This is a genomic window from Sunxiuqinia rutila, from assembly GCF_050589705.1.
GTDB classification, from domain to species: Bacteria; Bacteroidota; Bacteroidia; order Bacteroidales; family Prolixibacteraceae; genus Sunxiuqinia; species Sunxiuqinia rutila.
Genome location: NZ_JBNGOT010000011.1, coordinates 96,954 through 113,868, shown reverse-complemented (window position 1 = coordinate 113,868; position 16,915 = coordinate 96,954). Strand labels below are relative to the sequence as shown.

12 protein-coding genes are annotated in these 16,915 nt (G+C 41.7%); 10 read left to right on the top strand and 2 right to left on the bottom strand.

The features are described from left to right. Window positions 1–39: 39 nt before the first annotated feature. Together ACRD6K_RS14675 and ACRD6K_RS14670 are read right to left on the bottom strand one after the other, a co-directional pair. On the bottom strand, window positions 40–1,092 hold the full coding sequence (locus tag ACRD6K_RS14675; protein WP_430973847.1) for a serine hydrolase domain-containing protein: 1,053 nt from the start codon (window positions 1,090–1,092) through the stop codon (window positions 40–42). 241 nt (window positions 1,093–1,333) lie between these two features. Then, on the bottom strand, window positions 1,334–2,068 hold the full coding sequence (locus ACRD6K_RS14670; protein WP_430973846.1) for a glucose 1-dehydrogenase: 735 nt from the start codon (window positions 2,066–2,068) through the stop codon (window positions 1,334–1,336). Between the two features lie 369 nt (window positions 2,069–2,437). On the opposite strand from ACRD6K_RS14670, the gene ACRD6K_RS14665 reads away from it, so the two are divergent. From ACRD6K_RS14665 to ACRD6K_RS14620, 10 genes are all read left to right on the top strand, one after another. Then, complete coding sequence (locus ACRD6K_RS14665) at window positions 2,438–2,605, top strand: hypothetical protein (RefSeq protein WP_430973845.1); 168 nt, start codon at window positions 2,438–2,440, stop codon at window positions 2,603–2,605. A gap of 165 nt (window positions 2,606–2,770) precedes the next feature. Next, complete coding sequence (locus ACRD6K_RS14660; protein WP_430973844.1) at window positions 2,771–4,210, top strand: arylsulfatase; 1,440 nt, start codon at window positions 2,771–2,773, stop codon at window positions 4,208–4,210. A gap of 54 nt (window positions 4,211–4,264) precedes the next feature. Next, window positions 4,265–4,501, top strand: a complete 237-nt coding sequence (locus ACRD6K_RS14655) for a glycoside hydrolase family 97 C-terminal domain-containing protein (RefSeq protein WP_430973843.1) — start codon at window positions 4,265–4,267, stop codon at window positions 4,499–4,501. Window positions 4,502–4,683: 182 nt separating this feature from the next. Further along, entirely contained in the window at window positions 4,684–5,994 is a 1,311-nt protein-coding gene (locus tag ACRD6K_RS14650; RefSeq protein ID WP_430973842.1) for a sulfatase family protein, read from the top strand. Window positions 5,995–6,157: 163 nt separating this feature from the next. Next, window positions 6,158–6,766 carry an RNA polymerase sigma factor gene (locus ACRD6K_RS14645; protein ID WP_430973841.1) on the top strand — a complete coding sequence of 203 codons (609 nt, stop codon included), beginning with the start codon at window positions 6,158–6,160 and terminating at the stop codon, window positions 6,764–6,766. A 193-nt stretch (window positions 6,767–6,959) separates the two neighbouring features. After that, window positions 6,960–7,976 (top strand): FecR family protein, encoded by a 1,017-nt coding sequence (locus ACRD6K_RS14640; protein WP_430973840.1) that lies wholly within the window; start codon window positions 6,960–6,962, stop codon window positions 7,974–7,976. 157 nt (window positions 7,977–8,133) lie between these two features. Beyond that, window positions 8,134–11,514: a TonB-dependent receptor gene (locus tag ACRD6K_RS14635; protein ID WP_430973839.1), complete on the top strand. Its 3,381-nt coding sequence runs from the start codon at window positions 8,134–8,136 to the stop codon at window positions 11,512–11,514. 4 nt (window positions 11,515–11,518) lie between these two features. Beyond that, on the top strand, window positions 11,519–13,429 hold the full coding sequence (locus tag ACRD6K_RS14630; protein ID WP_430973838.1) for a RagB/SusD family nutrient uptake outer membrane protein: 1,911 nt from the start codon (window positions 11,519–11,521) through the stop codon (window positions 13,427–13,429). 67 nt (window positions 13,430–13,496) lie between these two features. Beyond that, on the top strand, window positions 13,497–15,077 hold the full coding sequence (locus ACRD6K_RS14625; RefSeq protein ID WP_430973837.1) for an arylsulfatase: 1,581 nt from the start codon (window positions 13,497–13,499) through the stop codon (window positions 15,075–15,077). Between the two features lie 241 nt (window positions 15,078–15,318). Beyond that, window positions 15,319–16,896, top strand: a complete 1,578-nt coding sequence (locus ACRD6K_RS14620) for a discoidin domain-containing protein (protein ID WP_430973836.1) — start codon at window positions 15,319–15,321, stop codon at window positions 16,894–16,896. Window positions 16,897–16,915 lie beyond the last annotated feature (19 nt).

The following is a 16,915-nucleotide window of genomic DNA, read 5'->3' as shown; positions in this document are numbered from 1 at the left end:
CAAGTATGGCTGCTGACAAGGTGCCCGAAACCGACCCGGTCAGGAGTTTTCTTTAGTCTTCAAAATTTTCAGAATACGATTATAGATGATCTCTGATAAAGTCCATTTGTCACCACCGCTTGTATTTACAAACTGGATGACTACCGTGTCAATATCTTTGTGGTATTTGGCAATGCTTTGATAGCCCGGCAGTAATCCGGTGTGGTGATAGCTGTAGATGGAGGAATAGATAGCCTGTTCATCCTCATTCAACAGCGAGCCATCATTTAATGCTCTTAAGAAAATACCAACATCTTCTGCCGTTGCAACCATTGAACCTCCAGGTTGAATAAAATCATTGCCCTTGATATCCGGTTCGTAACCGACGTAGTAGCCACTCATAACCTTGTCTGGTTCCACTTCGCGAAGCAAGCTGTAGGTGTTGTTCAGTTCAAGTGGTGCCAGAATTTCATTTTTAATGTATTGGTGATGGCTGTAGCCCAACGTTCGGTCAAGTATTTCCCCAATCAGCAGGTAATTGGTGTTGGAATAACTGTATTTTTCGTTTGGTTGAAAGTCAGCTGGCTGATCCAGTACCAGTTGGTAGGTTTCTTGGGTGCTCTTGTAGGGATTCGTCCAGGGGTAATCAGGATGATCGGTGTAGTTCGGGATGCCACTCCGGTGCTGTACCATCATTCTCAAGGTAATTTGATCCGCATGTTCAATTCTTTCGGCAAATTCCGGTAAATAGGCAGCAAGCGTTTGGTCCAGGTTCAGACGTTTGTCGTGAACCAATTGGGCCGTAGCAACGGCAATATACAATTTGCTGATGCTTGCAATCTTGAACAGGGCATGTGGGTCTGCCGGAATCTGGTTTGCTCTGTTTTTCCAGCCAGCGCTGTAAAAGGCTGGTTCTTTTTCCGCCTGATCCACATAGACAATTATGCCGTCCAATCCATACCCAATGGCGTCGTTTAGCTGTTCCTGAACGCTGTCGGGCAGCGGTGCCAGCCATGCTCTAAGCAGCATCCATGGAACGAATACCAAGGTGCAGATCAGGGCAGTACTGGGCATGACAATTCGAAGAATTCGTATGAGGTGCTTCTTTTTCATGATGTCCGGTTTTTCAGAGTTAATCTCATTTAGCTCCTGAGTTGATGGGCTTTTAAAACGGCCTGTTGAAAATAGCGATAAAAATTGGTTTGGCTGGCAGGAGGGGGCAATGTTTGATTTTGATAGCCCAAAGAGGCAGGGGAATTCACTGGCCCGCTGCTGTTTTCGGCTTTAGAATTCACCCTTGGGTGTTTGACAGCAAGCTTACACTGGCTGAAATTTTTTTAAGGGCGGTTGACAGTTACATGGCTGTTAAACCGCCGTCGACGATAAACTCCGAGCCGGTGGAATATTTCGATTCATCGGATGCCAGAAAAAGAACCAGGTTGGTTACTTCCTCGGGTTGGGCAACCCGGCCTAAGGGGATGTGCTTGGCAAATTTCTCGATGGCTTCTTTGGTATCATCCTGCGAAAGCATTGGAGTAGCAATTACCCCCGGATGAACAGAGTTAACCCGAATGTCATACCGGGCACATTCCAACGCAGCGGCTTTGGTTAAGCCTCGAACGGCAAATTTTGTATCCGTGTATCCGACAGCGCCACCCACCAAGCCATTGATTGATGAAATATTGATGATGGAACCATCCTGGGCTTTTTGCATGGACGGAAGTACGGCTTTTAGGCCTAAGAATACAGCTACCTGGTTGATCTCGACAATCCTTCGGTAGTCTTCCTCGGTCGTTTCCAGAATCGACTTCCTCATGGTGATACCGGCATTGTTTACCAGGATATTGACGGATCCGAAAGTTTTCTCGGTAGCCTCAATGACATGCTGCCAGTCGGTAGCCTGGGTTACATTCTGCTTTATAAACAGGCAGTTTTCTCCTAATTCTTTGGCCAAGGCCGTCCCTTTTTCTTCATTCAAATCGGTGATGACAACTTTGGCTCCTTCCTGAATGAAGCGTTTGGCATGAGTTGCTCCCATGCCCTGAGCGCCACCGGTAATAATTGCTACTTTGTTTTCTAATTGATTCATCGCTGTAATTCGTTAATGGTTAACTCTTTTTGTTCGATACTTTATATCTCTTACGAAACAGTTTCTGTCGTGTTTTAGTTGAGATTAACCGGCGAGTGTGGATTGTGAACCATTTACGCAGCTCATATCAAAAAACGGAAAGAAGTCTCTCGTTCATGGTCTCGTTGTAAATGCAAACGATGTGCGGGCAGCATGAAACGTTCGCTGAAAGGAGGAGCCGTTTGTTTTTGGGGTTGATTGATATAGAGGTGTTTTGCATTTCTAAGGCTGAATGGAGGAATTTTTTAGTTGGGGATTCATGAATAGAATGACTTTGATAAATCCATTTATTCTGATCTTTTTTTAAGTTTGTGGGATCAAATTTCCCGAATGCATATAGAATTTAATCAGGATAAGGTGTTGAAGAAGCTTGCAGATAATAACCAGCAGGCTTTGGAAGAATTATTCAATCATTATTATCCGCGACTCTATAAGTTTTCAAAGTCTTGGTTCAGTTACCAAAAGGTAAGTGGGAAACTCCCTCCGGCAAGATTGTAAAAGGAGGGAAAAGCCTGGAGTTTGATGTAGCACTGGATGAACTGTTGTATTTTAAGTTGAAATAAATAGACAATTCATCACAGAGTTTTTTTTGTGATTTTCTTTAGCAAGCTTGTCACTAATATCTGTTTGATAAGATGATGGATTTAATATTAAAAAGTACAGATGAATAATTTACATATAAGTTTGATTCTACTGGGAGGAGCTTTGATACTTTCATGTGAGAACCAGCAGAAAGTTCCAGACAAAAAGCCCAATATCCTTTTTCTTTTAGCTGATGATATGGGCTATGGAGAACTGGGAAGTTATGGGCAGCAACAAATAAAAACCCCCGTACTGGATAGTCTGGCTCAACAAGGAGTCCGATTTACCAGTTTTTATGCGGGGTCTTCTGTATGCTCTCCTTCCCGTGCTGTATTAATGACTGGGAAACATGCGGGGCATGCTAGTATCCGTGGAAACAGCGGGATTTATGATAATGATATTTGGAAAAGAGTGCCCTTAAAGAAAGATGAGCTAACCCTGGGGGAAATGATGAAAGGAGCAGGTTATCAAACTGCGTTTATTGGCAAGTGGCATTTGGATGATCCGAATGATGAATCAACCTGGGCGATGAACCGGGGATTTGATTATGCGATACAGGAGCAATGGTCTTCCCGGTTTGGTGGGAAAAGCTATGATGAACTGGTACATTGGATCAACATAGACCATGATTCCATTCTTTATGATCAGGAAGAATACGACTGTATCGATGAGTTTCGTACCAATTTTGTCTTGGATTACCTGGATCAAAAAGAAGAGAATAAACCTTTTTTTATAACCATGTCATATCGGATTCCTCATGGGCATGAGCGTTATACCCGAAATAAGGAATTGTATGCAGATCAGGAGTGGCCGGAAACCGAGCGACGACATGCAGCTCGTATTACTTTACTCGATAAACAAATAGGACGACTATTAAAAAGATTGGAGGAGACAGGCGAATTGGATAATACCGTGGTTTTCTTCACCAGCGATAATGGAGGACATCGGGAAGGTGGGCATGACCACCGTTTTTTTAATAGCTGTGGAGGATTGAAAGGGTATAAGCGAGACATGTATGAAGGGGGAATTCGTATACCTCTGATTGCTTATTGGAAAGATAAAATCGAACAAGGTACGGTGTCTGAACATGTGGGATCGTTCCAAGACTTTATGCCAACCTTGGCTGCAATTGCCGGAATTGATGCTCCCCAACAAACAGATGGAATTTCGTTTTTACCTGAATTGACCGGAAAGGAGCAGCCCAAGCACGAATATTTGTATTGGGAGCTACAAATTGATGGCTGGGGAACTAAGCTTCCGGATGGTGGTTTTAGGCAAGCTGTACGTATTGGTAAATGGAAAGGAGTGAGGTATGGCGTTGAATCTCCCATTGAACTCTATAACCTGGAAGAGGACTTGTTTGAGACAACAAATGTGGCAAGTGATCATCCCGAACTTATTGAACAGATAAAAAAGCTGTTTAAAGAGAGTAGAATAGATACTGAAGGATTTCCTTTTGGTGGTAAAATTCAGAATTATGTGGCAGCAAAAAAGTATAAGGAGCGAACTGCTAAAAAATAGTATCAATGAAAAAAGTAAGTTATTGGACCATTATTTGTATTCTGAAATGCCTGTTTGCCTGCTAAGGATTTATCAGTTAATACGAAAGCATCAGAATCATTAACAGGAGTCTGTGCTAAAGCCGCCATCGATTTTATTCAACGAAATAAAAGTGTATGGAAAGATGGAGTGAATGCCGACAAGCATGCAGCCGACTTTGCACAGGAAAGCCAGGACGTTAATTCTGCTTCAAAAGTCAATGTTAAAATGGCTCCCGGAGGTGGATGGACAGCTATTATTAAAAAGAAATAGCTCAAAATAATTGCAGCTTACAACTAAGTCAAATTCGAAAAGCGTTTGACAAAAGTTTAAAAGCCAATCTTTATAGCACAACGGAGGTCATTCCTGTAAAAACGGAATCTTTCCTTTGAAAGCTATAGGGATTGGCTTTTGTTTTAGTACTTTGCAGTTAGCTTTAACCCAAATCGCTTACCATGCATATACGAAGGTCTACTGTTTTTTTTACCTTGCTTGTTGCTTTGTTTGGCTGTCGTCAGAATGATGAAAAGCCGAACGTAATTGTCTTTTTTACAGATGATCAAGGCTACTCGGATCTGGGATGTTTCGGAGCAACCGGGTTTGAAACGCCTCATTTGGATGCTTTAGCCGAGAGCGGCATTCGATTTACCAGCTTGTATGCACCGGCTACGGTGTGCACACCATCGCGAGCAGGCCTGTTAACAGGCTTGTATCCTAAAAGGTCCAATTTGCATGAAGCCGTGATCTTTCCTTATTCAACGCATGGATTGTCGCCAGAAAGTTATACGCTGGCCGAATTGTTTAAAGACAATGGTTATTCAACAGCTTGCATTGGGAAATGGCATCTTGGACATCAGCCTGAGTTTATGCCTAATCGTCAAGGATTCGATTATTTTTATGGTGTCCCTTATTCCAACGATATGGACGGGCATTTTTATCGACACAATAATTTTCAATCTCCACCTTTGCCGGTATACCGCAATGAAGATATCATAGAAGAAGGGCCGGATCAGCGTTACCTGACCAAGAGGTACACCGAAGAAAGTATTCAGCTGATCAAGAATCGGGGGGAAGAGCCATTTTTTATTTATTTGGCCCATAACATGCCACACACGCCACTCCATGTTAGTGAGCAATTTGACGGAAAAAGCAAGCTGGGCTTGTATGGTGATGTCATCATGGAACTGGACTGGAGCATGGGCGAAATCATCCGCACATTGAAAGAGGAGCATATTTACGAAAATACAATTGTTGTGTTTTCTTCGGATAATGGCCCGATATCCAATCGTTCAGCAAGGCCGTTGCGAGGCACAAAAGCAACGACTTGGGAAGGAGGGCAACGTGTTCCCGGATTGATTGCATGGCCACAGGAAATTCCAGCGAATAAAGTGTCTGATGAGATGGTTACGTTGATGGACTTGTTTCCAACCTTTGTTGATATTCTTGAAGATGCTGGCTCGCAAAAAAGACGTTTTGATGGGATTAGCCTTCTCGAACTTTTGAAAAATCCGGAAGAAACAAAACTGGCACCAAGGCCTTTTCTTTATTATGCGCGCAACGGACAGCCAGAAGCTATACGCGAAGGAGAGTGGAAGTTGCATGTTCAGAAGAGCCGGGGATGGAGTAAGGATAGCGTAGCTTTTTCACCTCAATTGTATCAGCTTGGAATAGACCTCGGAGAACACAAAAATGTGATTGATGAGCATCCTGATATTTTCAAGCAGATGCAGGAAGACCTGGAAAAGGAAGATCAATTGATTCAATAGTTGCGTAGCGGTCTTTTTTAAGTATGAATGGAAAGGTGATTGGTAAAACACACTTAATGAGCATCTAGAGATTTGTTTGTGATTTTAGAAACTTATTTTCTGAGATTTACTTTTTACGGCTGATTCATTTTTTATTTCTTTATAGCTTTAAAACTACTAACTATTGAAAACTTTCATTCGGGATATTGACTCGGAACTACTGCTTTCACTGCAAAAAGGAGATCATTCCGCTTTTGAAAAACTTTTTTTGAAGTATGGACAGAAACTGTTTGTGTTTGCTGTGTCCTATTTGAAACAGGAAAGTGAGGCGGAAGAGATCGTGCAGGAAGTTTTTATGAAAGTTTGGAAAAACCGCGAAAGGCTAAAAACAGATACTTCTTTTCAATCATATTTATTTACCATTGCCTATAATTCCATCAAAAAATCATTTAATCGGAAAGCTCAGGTTGACCAGTTCAAAGAGGAGCTGATTGATCAGTTGGATAGTGGGCGCGATCCGATCGATTTTGAAAACAACTATCAGCTGGTTATTCAGCGGCTGGATCAATTTATAGCAGAGATGCCTGAACGAAGAAAAAACGTGTTCGTTCAGCGCAAAAAGCATGGGAAATCGTTGGTTGAAATTGCGAATGAATTAGGCATTTCAGTAAAAACCGTTGAAAATCAGATCACCGAAGCCATGAAGTATTTAAAGCGTCGGTTTGCCGAAGACTTTCCCGGAGACCTTTTGTTTTTCTCTTTATTCTTGAGGAGTCGAATTCATAAGTTGTAGGCTTTGTTCTTCTCTTTACCCCTTGTGCTTAGCCTTATGCATTAGTGATTTAGCATCCACCCATCTTCTATTTCCTGTCTCCCTTCGCCGTTTTTCTTTATACTTGAAATAAAAAAATATCCAATCAGAATAGGGGTTTTCAAAAAGTGAGGATATAACGAGTGAATAGTTTGAATTAATTTCACTAAAATTCATGTCAGAGAAGCCAATAGATAAAGAAAGATTAGGACGGTTTGTTCGCGGGAGCTATTCCCGAACGGATTACAAACACGTGAAGAAGCAATTTCAATCGGAGGAGGATGCTGATCTTCTTGGAGAAATGCAGGCGCATTGGGAAAGTCTGCCTGCCAACCAGCCACTCGGTGCGGGCTTACAGGTTATGTTGGAACGCTTCCAAAGCACTCCTCTTAAAAAGAAAGAATCCACAGGAAGGTCGATTTTTAAATACTATCAGCGTGTTGCAGCAGTCTTGTTTATTCCTTTTTTGCTGGCTGCAGCCCTTTGGATGTTGCATGCCCCAAAAATCGCAACGGATGTAATGGCAACCATCCATTCTCCGGCAGGATCAAGAACCGAATTTGTGTTGCCTGACGGGTCAACAGGTTGGTTGAATGGCGGGTCGAAGTTAAGCTATCCGGTGGTGTTTTCAGAAAATCGTGATGTTGAACTTGAAGGGGAAGCTTATTTTGAAGTTGTCCATCAAGCGAACCAACCTTTTCGGGTCAAAACAGATGCACTGACGGTGCAGGTGCTCGGGACTTCTTTCAACGTAGCAGCTTATGCTGATGAAACGGCAGTCAATGTAGTACTACAGCAAGGGAAGGTGCAGATTCTTGACAGGAATGATCAGCTGACCTATACGATGAAACCCGATGAGAAATTTGAACTTGACTTGTTAGGAAATAAAGCAACAGTAAGTCAGGTTGATGCGAGCGTGCATACAAGCTGGACCAAGGGACTTTTGCGATTTGATGGAGAACCCTTGTCAGAGGTTGTAAAGAAACTGGCTCGTTGGTACAATGTCGATTTTGAGATTCGGGATGAACAACTACAGGCTTACAACTTTAGAGCCACGTTTAAGGATGAACAATTGGATGAAATCCTTCGGATGATTTCGTTAACAACCCCCATGAAATATCGAATGGAAGAACGTAAACTAAATAAAGATGGAACATATATGAAAAAGAAAATCATTATCGAAAGGCGATAATTAAAAGCAAATCAGGAAAGTGCTACCAACACTTCCCTGACAAATTGCAGAGTCACTACAGCAAATTTATTAACAACTCTACAACCGTAAATTTATGAAAAAATTACAAAGAAGTGGGGCACTCTATTGGTGTGCCCTAAAAAAAACATTTAGGATTATGCGTTTAATCGTTTTATTTCTATTGACTGGCATATTACAGGTTTCGGCACTAAACAGTTTCTCGCAGCAGGCCCGTATGTCAATGAATCTAAAAAATGTGCGTTTGGTTGATGTGTTAAATGAAATTGAAAACCAGTCGGACTATTATTTTCTCTACAACCAGGATCTGATCAATGTTGATCGGAAGGTCAACCTGGAGGTCAAACAGCAAAAAGTAGAAGCAATTTTGGATGAGCTGTTTGACCAAACAAATACCCGGTTTCTGATTAGAGAGAGACAGATTATTTTAACCAATCTGAACTCGGAGTCAGTTGTTCAGCAAGCACAAGCAGTATCCGGGAAAATAACCGATTCTTCAGGCCAACCACTTCCCGGCGTAACTGTGATTGTTAAAGGAACTACTCAGGGAACCATTTCTGATTTTGACGGAAACTATACGATTAAAGATGTTCCGGCAGATGCCATTTTGGTTTTTTCTTTTGTGGGAATGAGAACAGAAGAAATGGCTGTTTCGGGCAAAAGCGTGCTTAATATTACCATGGTGGAGGATGCGATTGGCATTGAAGAAGTGGTTGCCGTAGGGTATGGAACCCAGAAAAAAGTAAACCTGACGGGAGCTGTTTCTGCTGTGAAAATGGAGGAAGTTTTGGGTGACCGTCCGGTTACTGGACTGGGAACCATTTTACAAGGTGCTGTTCCGGGCTTCACTTCTTCATCCTCAGCGATTCCAGGAGGTGGAAATAATTTTAATATCAGAGGCTTGGAGTCAATTAATGGCGGTGCTCCGCTGGTGTTGGTCGATAATGTTGTTTATAATGACTTATACCTAATTAATCCGGATGATATCGAGAGTATTTCTATCTTAAAGGATGCTTCTTCGGCTGCCATTTATGGGGCTCGTGCATCTTTTGGAGTCATTTTGATTACAACAAAAAAAGGGAAGCGAGATGAGAATCTTTCAATTAGCTACAACAATAATTTTGCGATATCAACCGTGAATGGTCTTCCGGAACTGGCTGCACCTTCCGATATGATTCAAACATTAAAGGATGGAGAGTATTCATCTATCTGGTCGGGGCAAAATATTGATACTTATGTTGATTTACTTCAGGACTACCGAAATAATCCGGCAGCCTATCCGCTGGGCTGGACCGAAGCCAATGGAACCAAGTACTTTCTGAAACAAACCGATGTGATGGGCGATATGTTTGAACCATCGTGGAAACAAACACATAACATCTCGGTGCATGGAGGAAGTGAAAAAATCAATTATCGAATTTCTTTTGGTTATACCGATGAAGACGGTATTTTGGTCACGAACAAAGATGCGTTTAAAAGAACCAATGTTTCTTCTTACGTGAGTGGAGACATTACATCATGGTTAACAACATCTCTGGATATTAAATACAATACTGGTGATAAGCAATATCCTCATCTGGACGGAAGTAGTGAGTTAGGGCTGTGGCCAACTAATCTTCCCTCTTATCATCCGGATAGTTCGCTGCCATACGGAACAGATGGAGATGAGTATCTGGTGATGACTCCGGCTAACATCATCAAAGAAGTTGATGTGTCAGAAAGGGTGAGTGATAATACTCGGATTTTTTCACGTACTGAGATTAAGCCGTTAAAAGGCTTAAAAGCTATTTTCGAATATTCCTACCAAATTGGTTTGACGGATAATCAGGATTATGCCAACTATTTTCAGGTTCACCAAGGATTAGCTGAGAGTATAAAACCATCAACCACGACCAGTCCGTTTTCAACATCAAGGGCTACAACAAAATACACAACGATCAATGCTTTTGCTAATTACGAACGAACAATAGGAGAGTCGCATAACCTGTCAGGAGTCATTGGCTACAACCAGGAATACAATGATTACAGATACTTGTATTCAAAGGCATTCAATATGATTAATAATGAGCTTCCTTCTTTGAGTGGAACCAATGGGTTAACGCCACCAGAGACTAGCGATGGCTACAATGAGTATGCCCTTAGAGGTGGCTTTTTCAGATTTAATTATAACTATGCGCAGAAATATTTTGTCGAGTTTAATGGCCGTTATGACCTGTCTTCCAAGTTCCCTACTGATTTTCGTGCTGGTTTTTTCCCATCGGTGTCAGCCGCTTGGAATCTCGCAAAAGAATCATTCATGGAGTCAACGAAAAGAACCATTTCTTTATTAAAGTTAAGAGGCTCATACGGAACGCTGGGTAACCAGAATATTGGGAACTATGGCTTCCTGCCTACCTTCCCCGTTGTTGATGGTAACTGGATCTATAATGGTCTTATTCCTCAAACCATGGGCGGTTTGCCAATGGTTCGTGCTAATTATACCTGGGAAGAGGTAAATACGGTTAACGGAGGGCTTGACTTTGGCTTCCTAAATAACAAACTCAGTGGTTCGTTTGATATTTTTCAGCGCAACACCCTCGGAATGTTGGGGCCAGCCGAAGAACTTCCTGCTGTTGCCGGAGCAACTGCACCTAAGCAAAATGCTGCTGATATGAAGACCAATGGTTGGGAGTTTGCACTTAAGTGGAAAGGTAATGTCGGCAATGTGAAATATGGGCTTGGATTTAACATTTATGATTCCCGTTCAACGATTACGAAGTATAAAAATGAGACCAAATTATTATCTGCACCCTATTATGAAGGGCAGGAGATTGGTGAGATTTGGGGCTATGTGACTGATGGTTTTTATACCGCAGATGACTTTGATGCAAACGGGGCTTTAAATAGTGATGTTGTTAGTATCAGGGGGATTACCTCTCATGAAGGAGACATTAAGTTTAAAAACTTAATGGATGATGAAACCAGTGAAAATAGAATTGATACGGGGGATAATACTGTAAGTAATCCGGGCGACCGAAAGGTTATTGGTAACAATCGTGCTCGCTACCAGTATGGCGTAAATGGTTCAGCAGACTGGAAAAATTTTGGATTGTCTTTTATCCTGCAAGGGGTTGGAAAACGGGATGCCTGGATAGGTGGAAATATTATTTTCCCTATGGCAAGTCAATATGGTACCGTTTACGCCGACCAGGTTGGCAAAATCTGGACACCTGAAAATACGCAAAATGCGTACTATGGGCGTATCTACGAGAATGCCGGAAGTTCACAGGGATCCAATCAACGGGTGTCGGATAAATTCCTGAGTAATGCCGCTTATTTACGTGTCAAGAATATCACACTTAGCTACAGCTTACCCAAAAGCATTCTGAATAGAATTCGTTTAAATAATGTCAAGGTGTTTTTTAGTGGAGAAAACCTGTTTACGTTCGATCATCTTCCAGAAGGAATTGATCCTGAGAATTTGGGATGGACTTATCCACAATACAGAACGATCTCTTTTGGTCTAAACTTAAATCTATAAAATCATGAAATTCATTAAATACTTATTCTTCTCGTTAATTATAAGCTCGGTTGGGTGTAATGATGATTTCTTGGAGTACTCGCCAAAGACATCATTGACTGAAAAAACAGCTTTTGCTTCGTATGACAACTTTAAAACCTATTCCTGGGGCTTATACGGTATCTTTGCAAATTCTCAGATGAGACAATACCTTGGAACCGGAGCTCAGGTTTATACGCATGCATTGGGTGATGTTTATGCAAATTACCTGTATATGAGTAATGGTACGAATGTTCAACGCAATGACTGGCAGTGGAATAATATTTCTTCTACTACGAATATGGATAATGCCTGGGATTTCAGTTATATGCGTAAAGTAAATGTAATGCTTCGCAATATTGACGGTTCACAGATGAGTGAAGAAGAGAAAAATCACTGGCGAGCTGTCGGATTGTTTTTTCGTTCCTACCGTTACTATGATTTATTGGCTCGCTATGGAGACGTGCCTTGGTTGGAAGAGGTTGTTGAGGATGATGATTTGGAGGTTCTGTATGGAAAAAGGACGCCTCGTAATGAGGTGGCAAGTAATATTTTGCGCGACCTGAAATATGCAGAAGAAAATATAAAAGAAAAAGGTGAAGGAGAGAATACGATAAACAAAGATGTCGTACGAGCACTCCTGTCCCGTTTCTGTTTGTTTGAAGGCACTTGGCGGAAATACCATTCACTTTCGGATGCTGATGTTTACCTGAAAGAGTGTGAGCGTGTTTCGAAGCTCTTAATTGATGCTTATCCAACAATCGCAACCAATTTTGTTGATTTGTGGTCCTCGGATGATTTATCGAAAGTTCCGGGTATTATCTTATACAAGGAATTGGCGCAGGATCTTGAAATGTCATCTTTGCCGCGCATGGAACGAGGAGGCTCTCAAAAAATTGGGTTGCATGCCCGTTCAGTTGGTCGTTATCTCTGTCAGGATGGGAAACCAGTGGCAACAAGCGATCTTTACGAGGGGGCTGGTGCCAATGCTACTGTCAATGATGAGTTTAAAAATCGCGATCATCGGTTGTACTGGCGCTGTATTCCTCCTTATAAAACCAATAAGGGAAATGGTGTTGCTGTAACCGATGCAAACCGGGACTCGTGGTGGACTGAAGGAATGGATCCGAAAGATCGTTATTACATTGATTATATGAACAGTATTAACGATGCCAACCACCAATTTCCGTTGCATACCTGGCAGCCTCAGTTTCTTTCCAGAGTTCCAATGATTCAAACCTCTTCCAATTCGTGGGGGCCCATGCGAAATTACGGGGGCTATTACTTCTACATGTACTATAATACGTATAATGAGGCTGCCATTCAGGCCGGAGGAAGATTTGCAGTAACGGATTGTCCAATTTTCCATATCGAGGAAATTATGCTCAATTATGCCGAGGTTACTTACGAGTTGGGTAAATTTGATCAGTCAGTTGCTGATTTGACCATTAACAAGTTGCGAGCCCGAGCCAATGTAGCAGCCATGAATGTGAGTGAAATAAACGCCTCATTTGATCCGGAAAGAGATCCGGAGGTTGATCCAGTGGCTTGGGAAATACGCCGGGAACGAATGGTTGAGCTATTGGGCGAAGGATTCGGGTTTTATGATATCAGACGATGGAACAGAGGCGAATACTATATAAATCAAAGGCCTTTAGGGGTACGTGTTGCAGCATCGGAAAAAGATGAGTATTTTGGAAATGCTTCCATTTTTGTAACAACAGATGACGTAAATCCGGATGCATCAGTTACAACGGATGATGTAGGGCGTGTCGTTTGTGTTGGCGATTTTGTCCAGCAAGGGAAAGGTTGGCAAGATTATTACAATCTGAATCCGATACCTAAAACGCAGTTGATACTGAATGAGAACCTGGAGCAAAATCCAGGATGGCAATAAATTATTTTTGAGACCAGGTGGCTTTTATTTTTGAATAAAGGCCACTTGGTTTAAATAGAGTTTACATATGAATAAATTTTTTTTAGCGCTTGCAGGTGTTACCGGCTTGGCTGGATGCCAGGCAATAGAAAAGCCTGAAGATAAGTTGCCCAATGTCGTTTTCATCTATGCCGATGATCTGGGACGTGGCCTATTATCGCATGAAGGACAACAAATCGTAAAAACACCGAATATTGATCGGATTGCTGAAGAAGGAATCCGGTTTAGCAATGTTCGTGGCTGTATGTTTTGTGCACCGGCACGGGCAAGTCTTTTAACCGGCTATCATGATTGCCATACCGATAAGTGGCAGATTACGAGCGGAGGGGCTTACAAAAAGGTTTTTGATGGCGACGTTACGGCTGATGAAGTTTCGCAGGCATTGGACAGGCAGGTCGGGAGTTCAAACACATCAACAACAACACTGGCCGAAGTGTTTAAAAAAGCAGGCTATACAACCGGTCAGGTAGGCAAGTTGGAATGGGGCTTTTCGGTTTCGTTTGAAGAAATGAAACAGCATGGCTGGGATTATTACTATGGCTATCTCGATCATGTGATGGCCCATGGTTTTTACCCCCCTTATATGTTCGAAAATGGACAGAAAATTGATATCCCGGGTAATACCCGAAAAGATTGCGGAAAAACAATCGAGCGGGAAACGCCAAAAGCGTATAAGGAACGGTGGAATATGGAAGGTAAGAGTTTGTATTCTCAAAACTTATTCCTGGATAAGATGCTTTCTTTCATTCGCGAAAACAAAGACCGACCGTTTTTTCTGTACCATCCAACGCAATTACCACACGGTCCGGTTGCCATTCCTAAGGTACATGACGACTTTAAGAATGACGATCGCTTGACTCAAATCGAAAAGGAATATGCTTCGATGGTCAAAATGCTGGACGACCACGTTGGCGTAATCATGCAGGAGCTGGAAAAGCTCGGTCTGGAAGAAAACACCATGATCATTTTTAGCTCAGATAACGGGCATGAAATCTACTACTCTCAGGAAGGACGAATTCTCAAGCCGGTTCGAAATATGCAAACCGGAGAACGATTTGATAATGTTACAACTAAGTTTTATTCCGAGCTGGGAGGCGATGTATTTAATGGTAACGATGGCATGGCCGGGTTAAAGTATGACAACTGGGAGGGAGGATTGCGCATTCCCTTGCTTGTAAAATGGCCCGGGAAAATTGAAGGCGGACAGGAAGCGAATAACCTGGTGGCTAACTATGACTTGGTACCAACATTTGCCGATTTATTGAGCGTCGAATTGGAGGAAGCAAAAGATGGAATCTCCATCATGCCAATACTAACAGGAGCGGATAAAACGACAGAACATGATTACACGATTAATTCGTCCATGTACGGAGGAACGATCGTGACCAAGGAGGGGTGGAAGCTTCGGAACTACTACTCTAAAGATATCTTTCAATTGTATTATTTACCCGATGATTATCGGGAAGAAAACAATTTGGCGGATCAGTTTCCGGAAAAAGTAGAAGAACTAAAAGCAATCTTAACGAAAGAGTGCAATGGTGATTTGGCCAATGGGCTATTCACTTACCAGAAATTTGTACTTCCAATGGTGAAACTTAATCCGAACTAATCAGACTTCAATATTTCTAAACCACTAATCATTTGAATTGCAGTAGAATCAAGGCAGATTGAATTATTTCTTATTTTGCTCTTGTACCGCTCAGTAGCAAGTATAAATACTAAGATTTGAGGCACAAGTCAAACAAGAAAAGTCTATTGTTTGAACAAAGAGAGCATTCAAGGAGAAGTTAGGTTGAAATCTATTCTGGAGTAAGCATATAATAGCTTAACTAATGTAAATATGTATAAAAATGACTAAAATAAATATTATTTACCTTCTACTACTGCTGATGTTAGCTTCTTGTTCAAAGGATAGTGTGACTAGTCTGGAAGAAGAAGCAGGTCCGGATGAGGTTGACAAGCTTGTAGACAATGAATGGAAAGATAATCCATACAAGCTTAATGTCGTTTATTTTGTTCCGAATGATATGGTTCCTGTTGTTGATTATGAAACTCGTATTGAGGAAATAGTGTTTGATGCTCAGGAGTTTTTTGCTGTTAACTTGGAACGGGAGGGGTTTGGACGAACTTCTTTTGGATTAGACATCAAAAGTGATGGAAAATTGAATCTTATAACTGTCATCGGAAAGCAAGGGAAAAGTGCTTATCCATACAGTGGCGGAGGTGGAGTTATTGTTAATGAACTGAACGCCTATTTCAATGAGCATCCTGATGAAAAGAAAAGCGAACATACGCTTGTTCTTTTACCATCTACGTCTGGAGATCCGTTAAACCCGGGCGGTGTTCCGTTTTATGGATATGGAAAGTATTGTTTTGCTCTCGATTATGAGTATCAGGATGTGCAATACTTGGGGCAAGATAATAACTTGGGAAATCTGGCGACTAAATGGATCGGTGGGTTGGTTCATGAGTTAGGGCATGGGCTTAATGCACCACACAATAAGGAGTGGAATAGTGTGCAATCGACGCTGGGAACCGCTTTGATGGGGACTGGGAATGGTACCTATGGGAAAAGACCGACCTTCATTACAGCGGCTCATGCTGCAATTTTTGCCAATTCACAAACATTCAGCACGGATGAAAGATCCGATTGGTACTCCAAAGTAACGACCAATATTACGAACCTGAGAGGAAAAGTTGAAAACAATAAAATCATAATCTCAGGCAATTTTACATCCGACGGAATGGTCGCTGCCATTAATGTGTGGCACGATCCATATCCAGCTGGAGCAGCTAACCAGGATTACGATGCGCCTTCTTTCACATCACTGCCTATTGGGCAGGATAGTTTATATATCGAATGCCCATTGTCGGATTTTTACAAGCTGGATGGTCAATACCAATTGAGAATTGGCTTTATTCATGAAAACGGATCGAGGGTTACCAGAGCTTATGAATATGAATTTGTAAATAATGTCCCAACAATTGAAGTCATCAATACAAAAGACCTATTAGATAGATCCGCTTGGTCGATTATTTATGCTGATAGTGAAGAAGACAATGGACCTGCTTCAGGCATGTTAGATGGCGATTTATCTACTTTTTGGCATACCGAATGGAAAAGCAAATTACCTGGTCATCCGCACGAGTTTGTACTAGATATGGGAACGCTAACAACCGTGAAAGGCTTTGCTTTTGAAAACAGATCGAACCTGAATGGTGCCATTAAGGACTTTGAAATGTTTAAAAGTGACGATGGGGAAAATTGGACGAGTTTGGGAAGGTATTCATTAGCGCAAATGCAAAACATCCAGTATGTAAATCTCATATCAGTAGAGTCGTTTAGATATATGAAATTGGTCACCAATAATTCTCATGGTGATTTTAATTATGCACATTTGGCCGAGCTAAATGGATATCATAATTAGTTGGGATCGACTTTTTACT

Bases quoted from the DNA above. Each gene is read 5' to 3' on its own strand.
- ACRD6K_RS14675 (WP_430973847.1), bottom strand. From the start codon at position 1,092: ATGAAAAAGAAGCACCTCATACGAATTCTTCGAATTGTCATGCCCAGT.
- ACRD6K_RS14670 (WP_430973846.1), bottom strand. From the start codon at position 2,068: ATGAATCAATTAGAAAACAAAGTAGCAATTATTACCGGTGGCGCTCAG.
- ACRD6K_RS14665 (WP_430973845.1), top strand. From the start codon at position 2,438: ATGCATATAGAATTTAATCAGGATAAGGTGTTGAAGAAGCTTGCAGAT.
- ACRD6K_RS14660 (WP_430973844.1), top strand. From the start codon at position 2,771: ATGAATAATTTACATATAAGTTTGATTCTACTGGGAGGAGCTTTGATA.
- ACRD6K_RS14650 (WP_430973842.1), top strand. From the start codon at position 4,684: ATGCATATACGAAGGTCTACTGTTTTTTTTACCTTGCTTGTTGCTTTG.
- ACRD6K_RS14640 (WP_430973840.1), top strand. From the start codon at position 6,960: ATGTCAGAGAAGCCAATAGATAAAGAAAGATTAGGACGGTTTGTTCGC.
- ACRD6K_RS14635 (WP_430973839.1), top strand. From the start codon at position 8,134: ATGCGTTTAATCGTTTTATTTCTATTGACTGGCATATTACAGGTTTCG.
- ACRD6K_RS14630 (WP_430973838.1), top strand. From the start codon at position 11,519: ATGAAATTCATTAAATACTTATTCTTCTCGTTAATTATAAGCTCGGTT.
- ACRD6K_RS14625 (WP_430973837.1), top strand. From the start codon at position 13,497: ATGAATAAATTTTTTTTAGCGCTTGCAGGTGTTACCGGCTTGGCTGGA.
- ACRD6K_RS14620 (WP_430973836.1), top strand. From the start codon at position 15,319: ATGACTAAAATAAATATTATTTACCTTCTACTACTGCTGATGTTAGCT.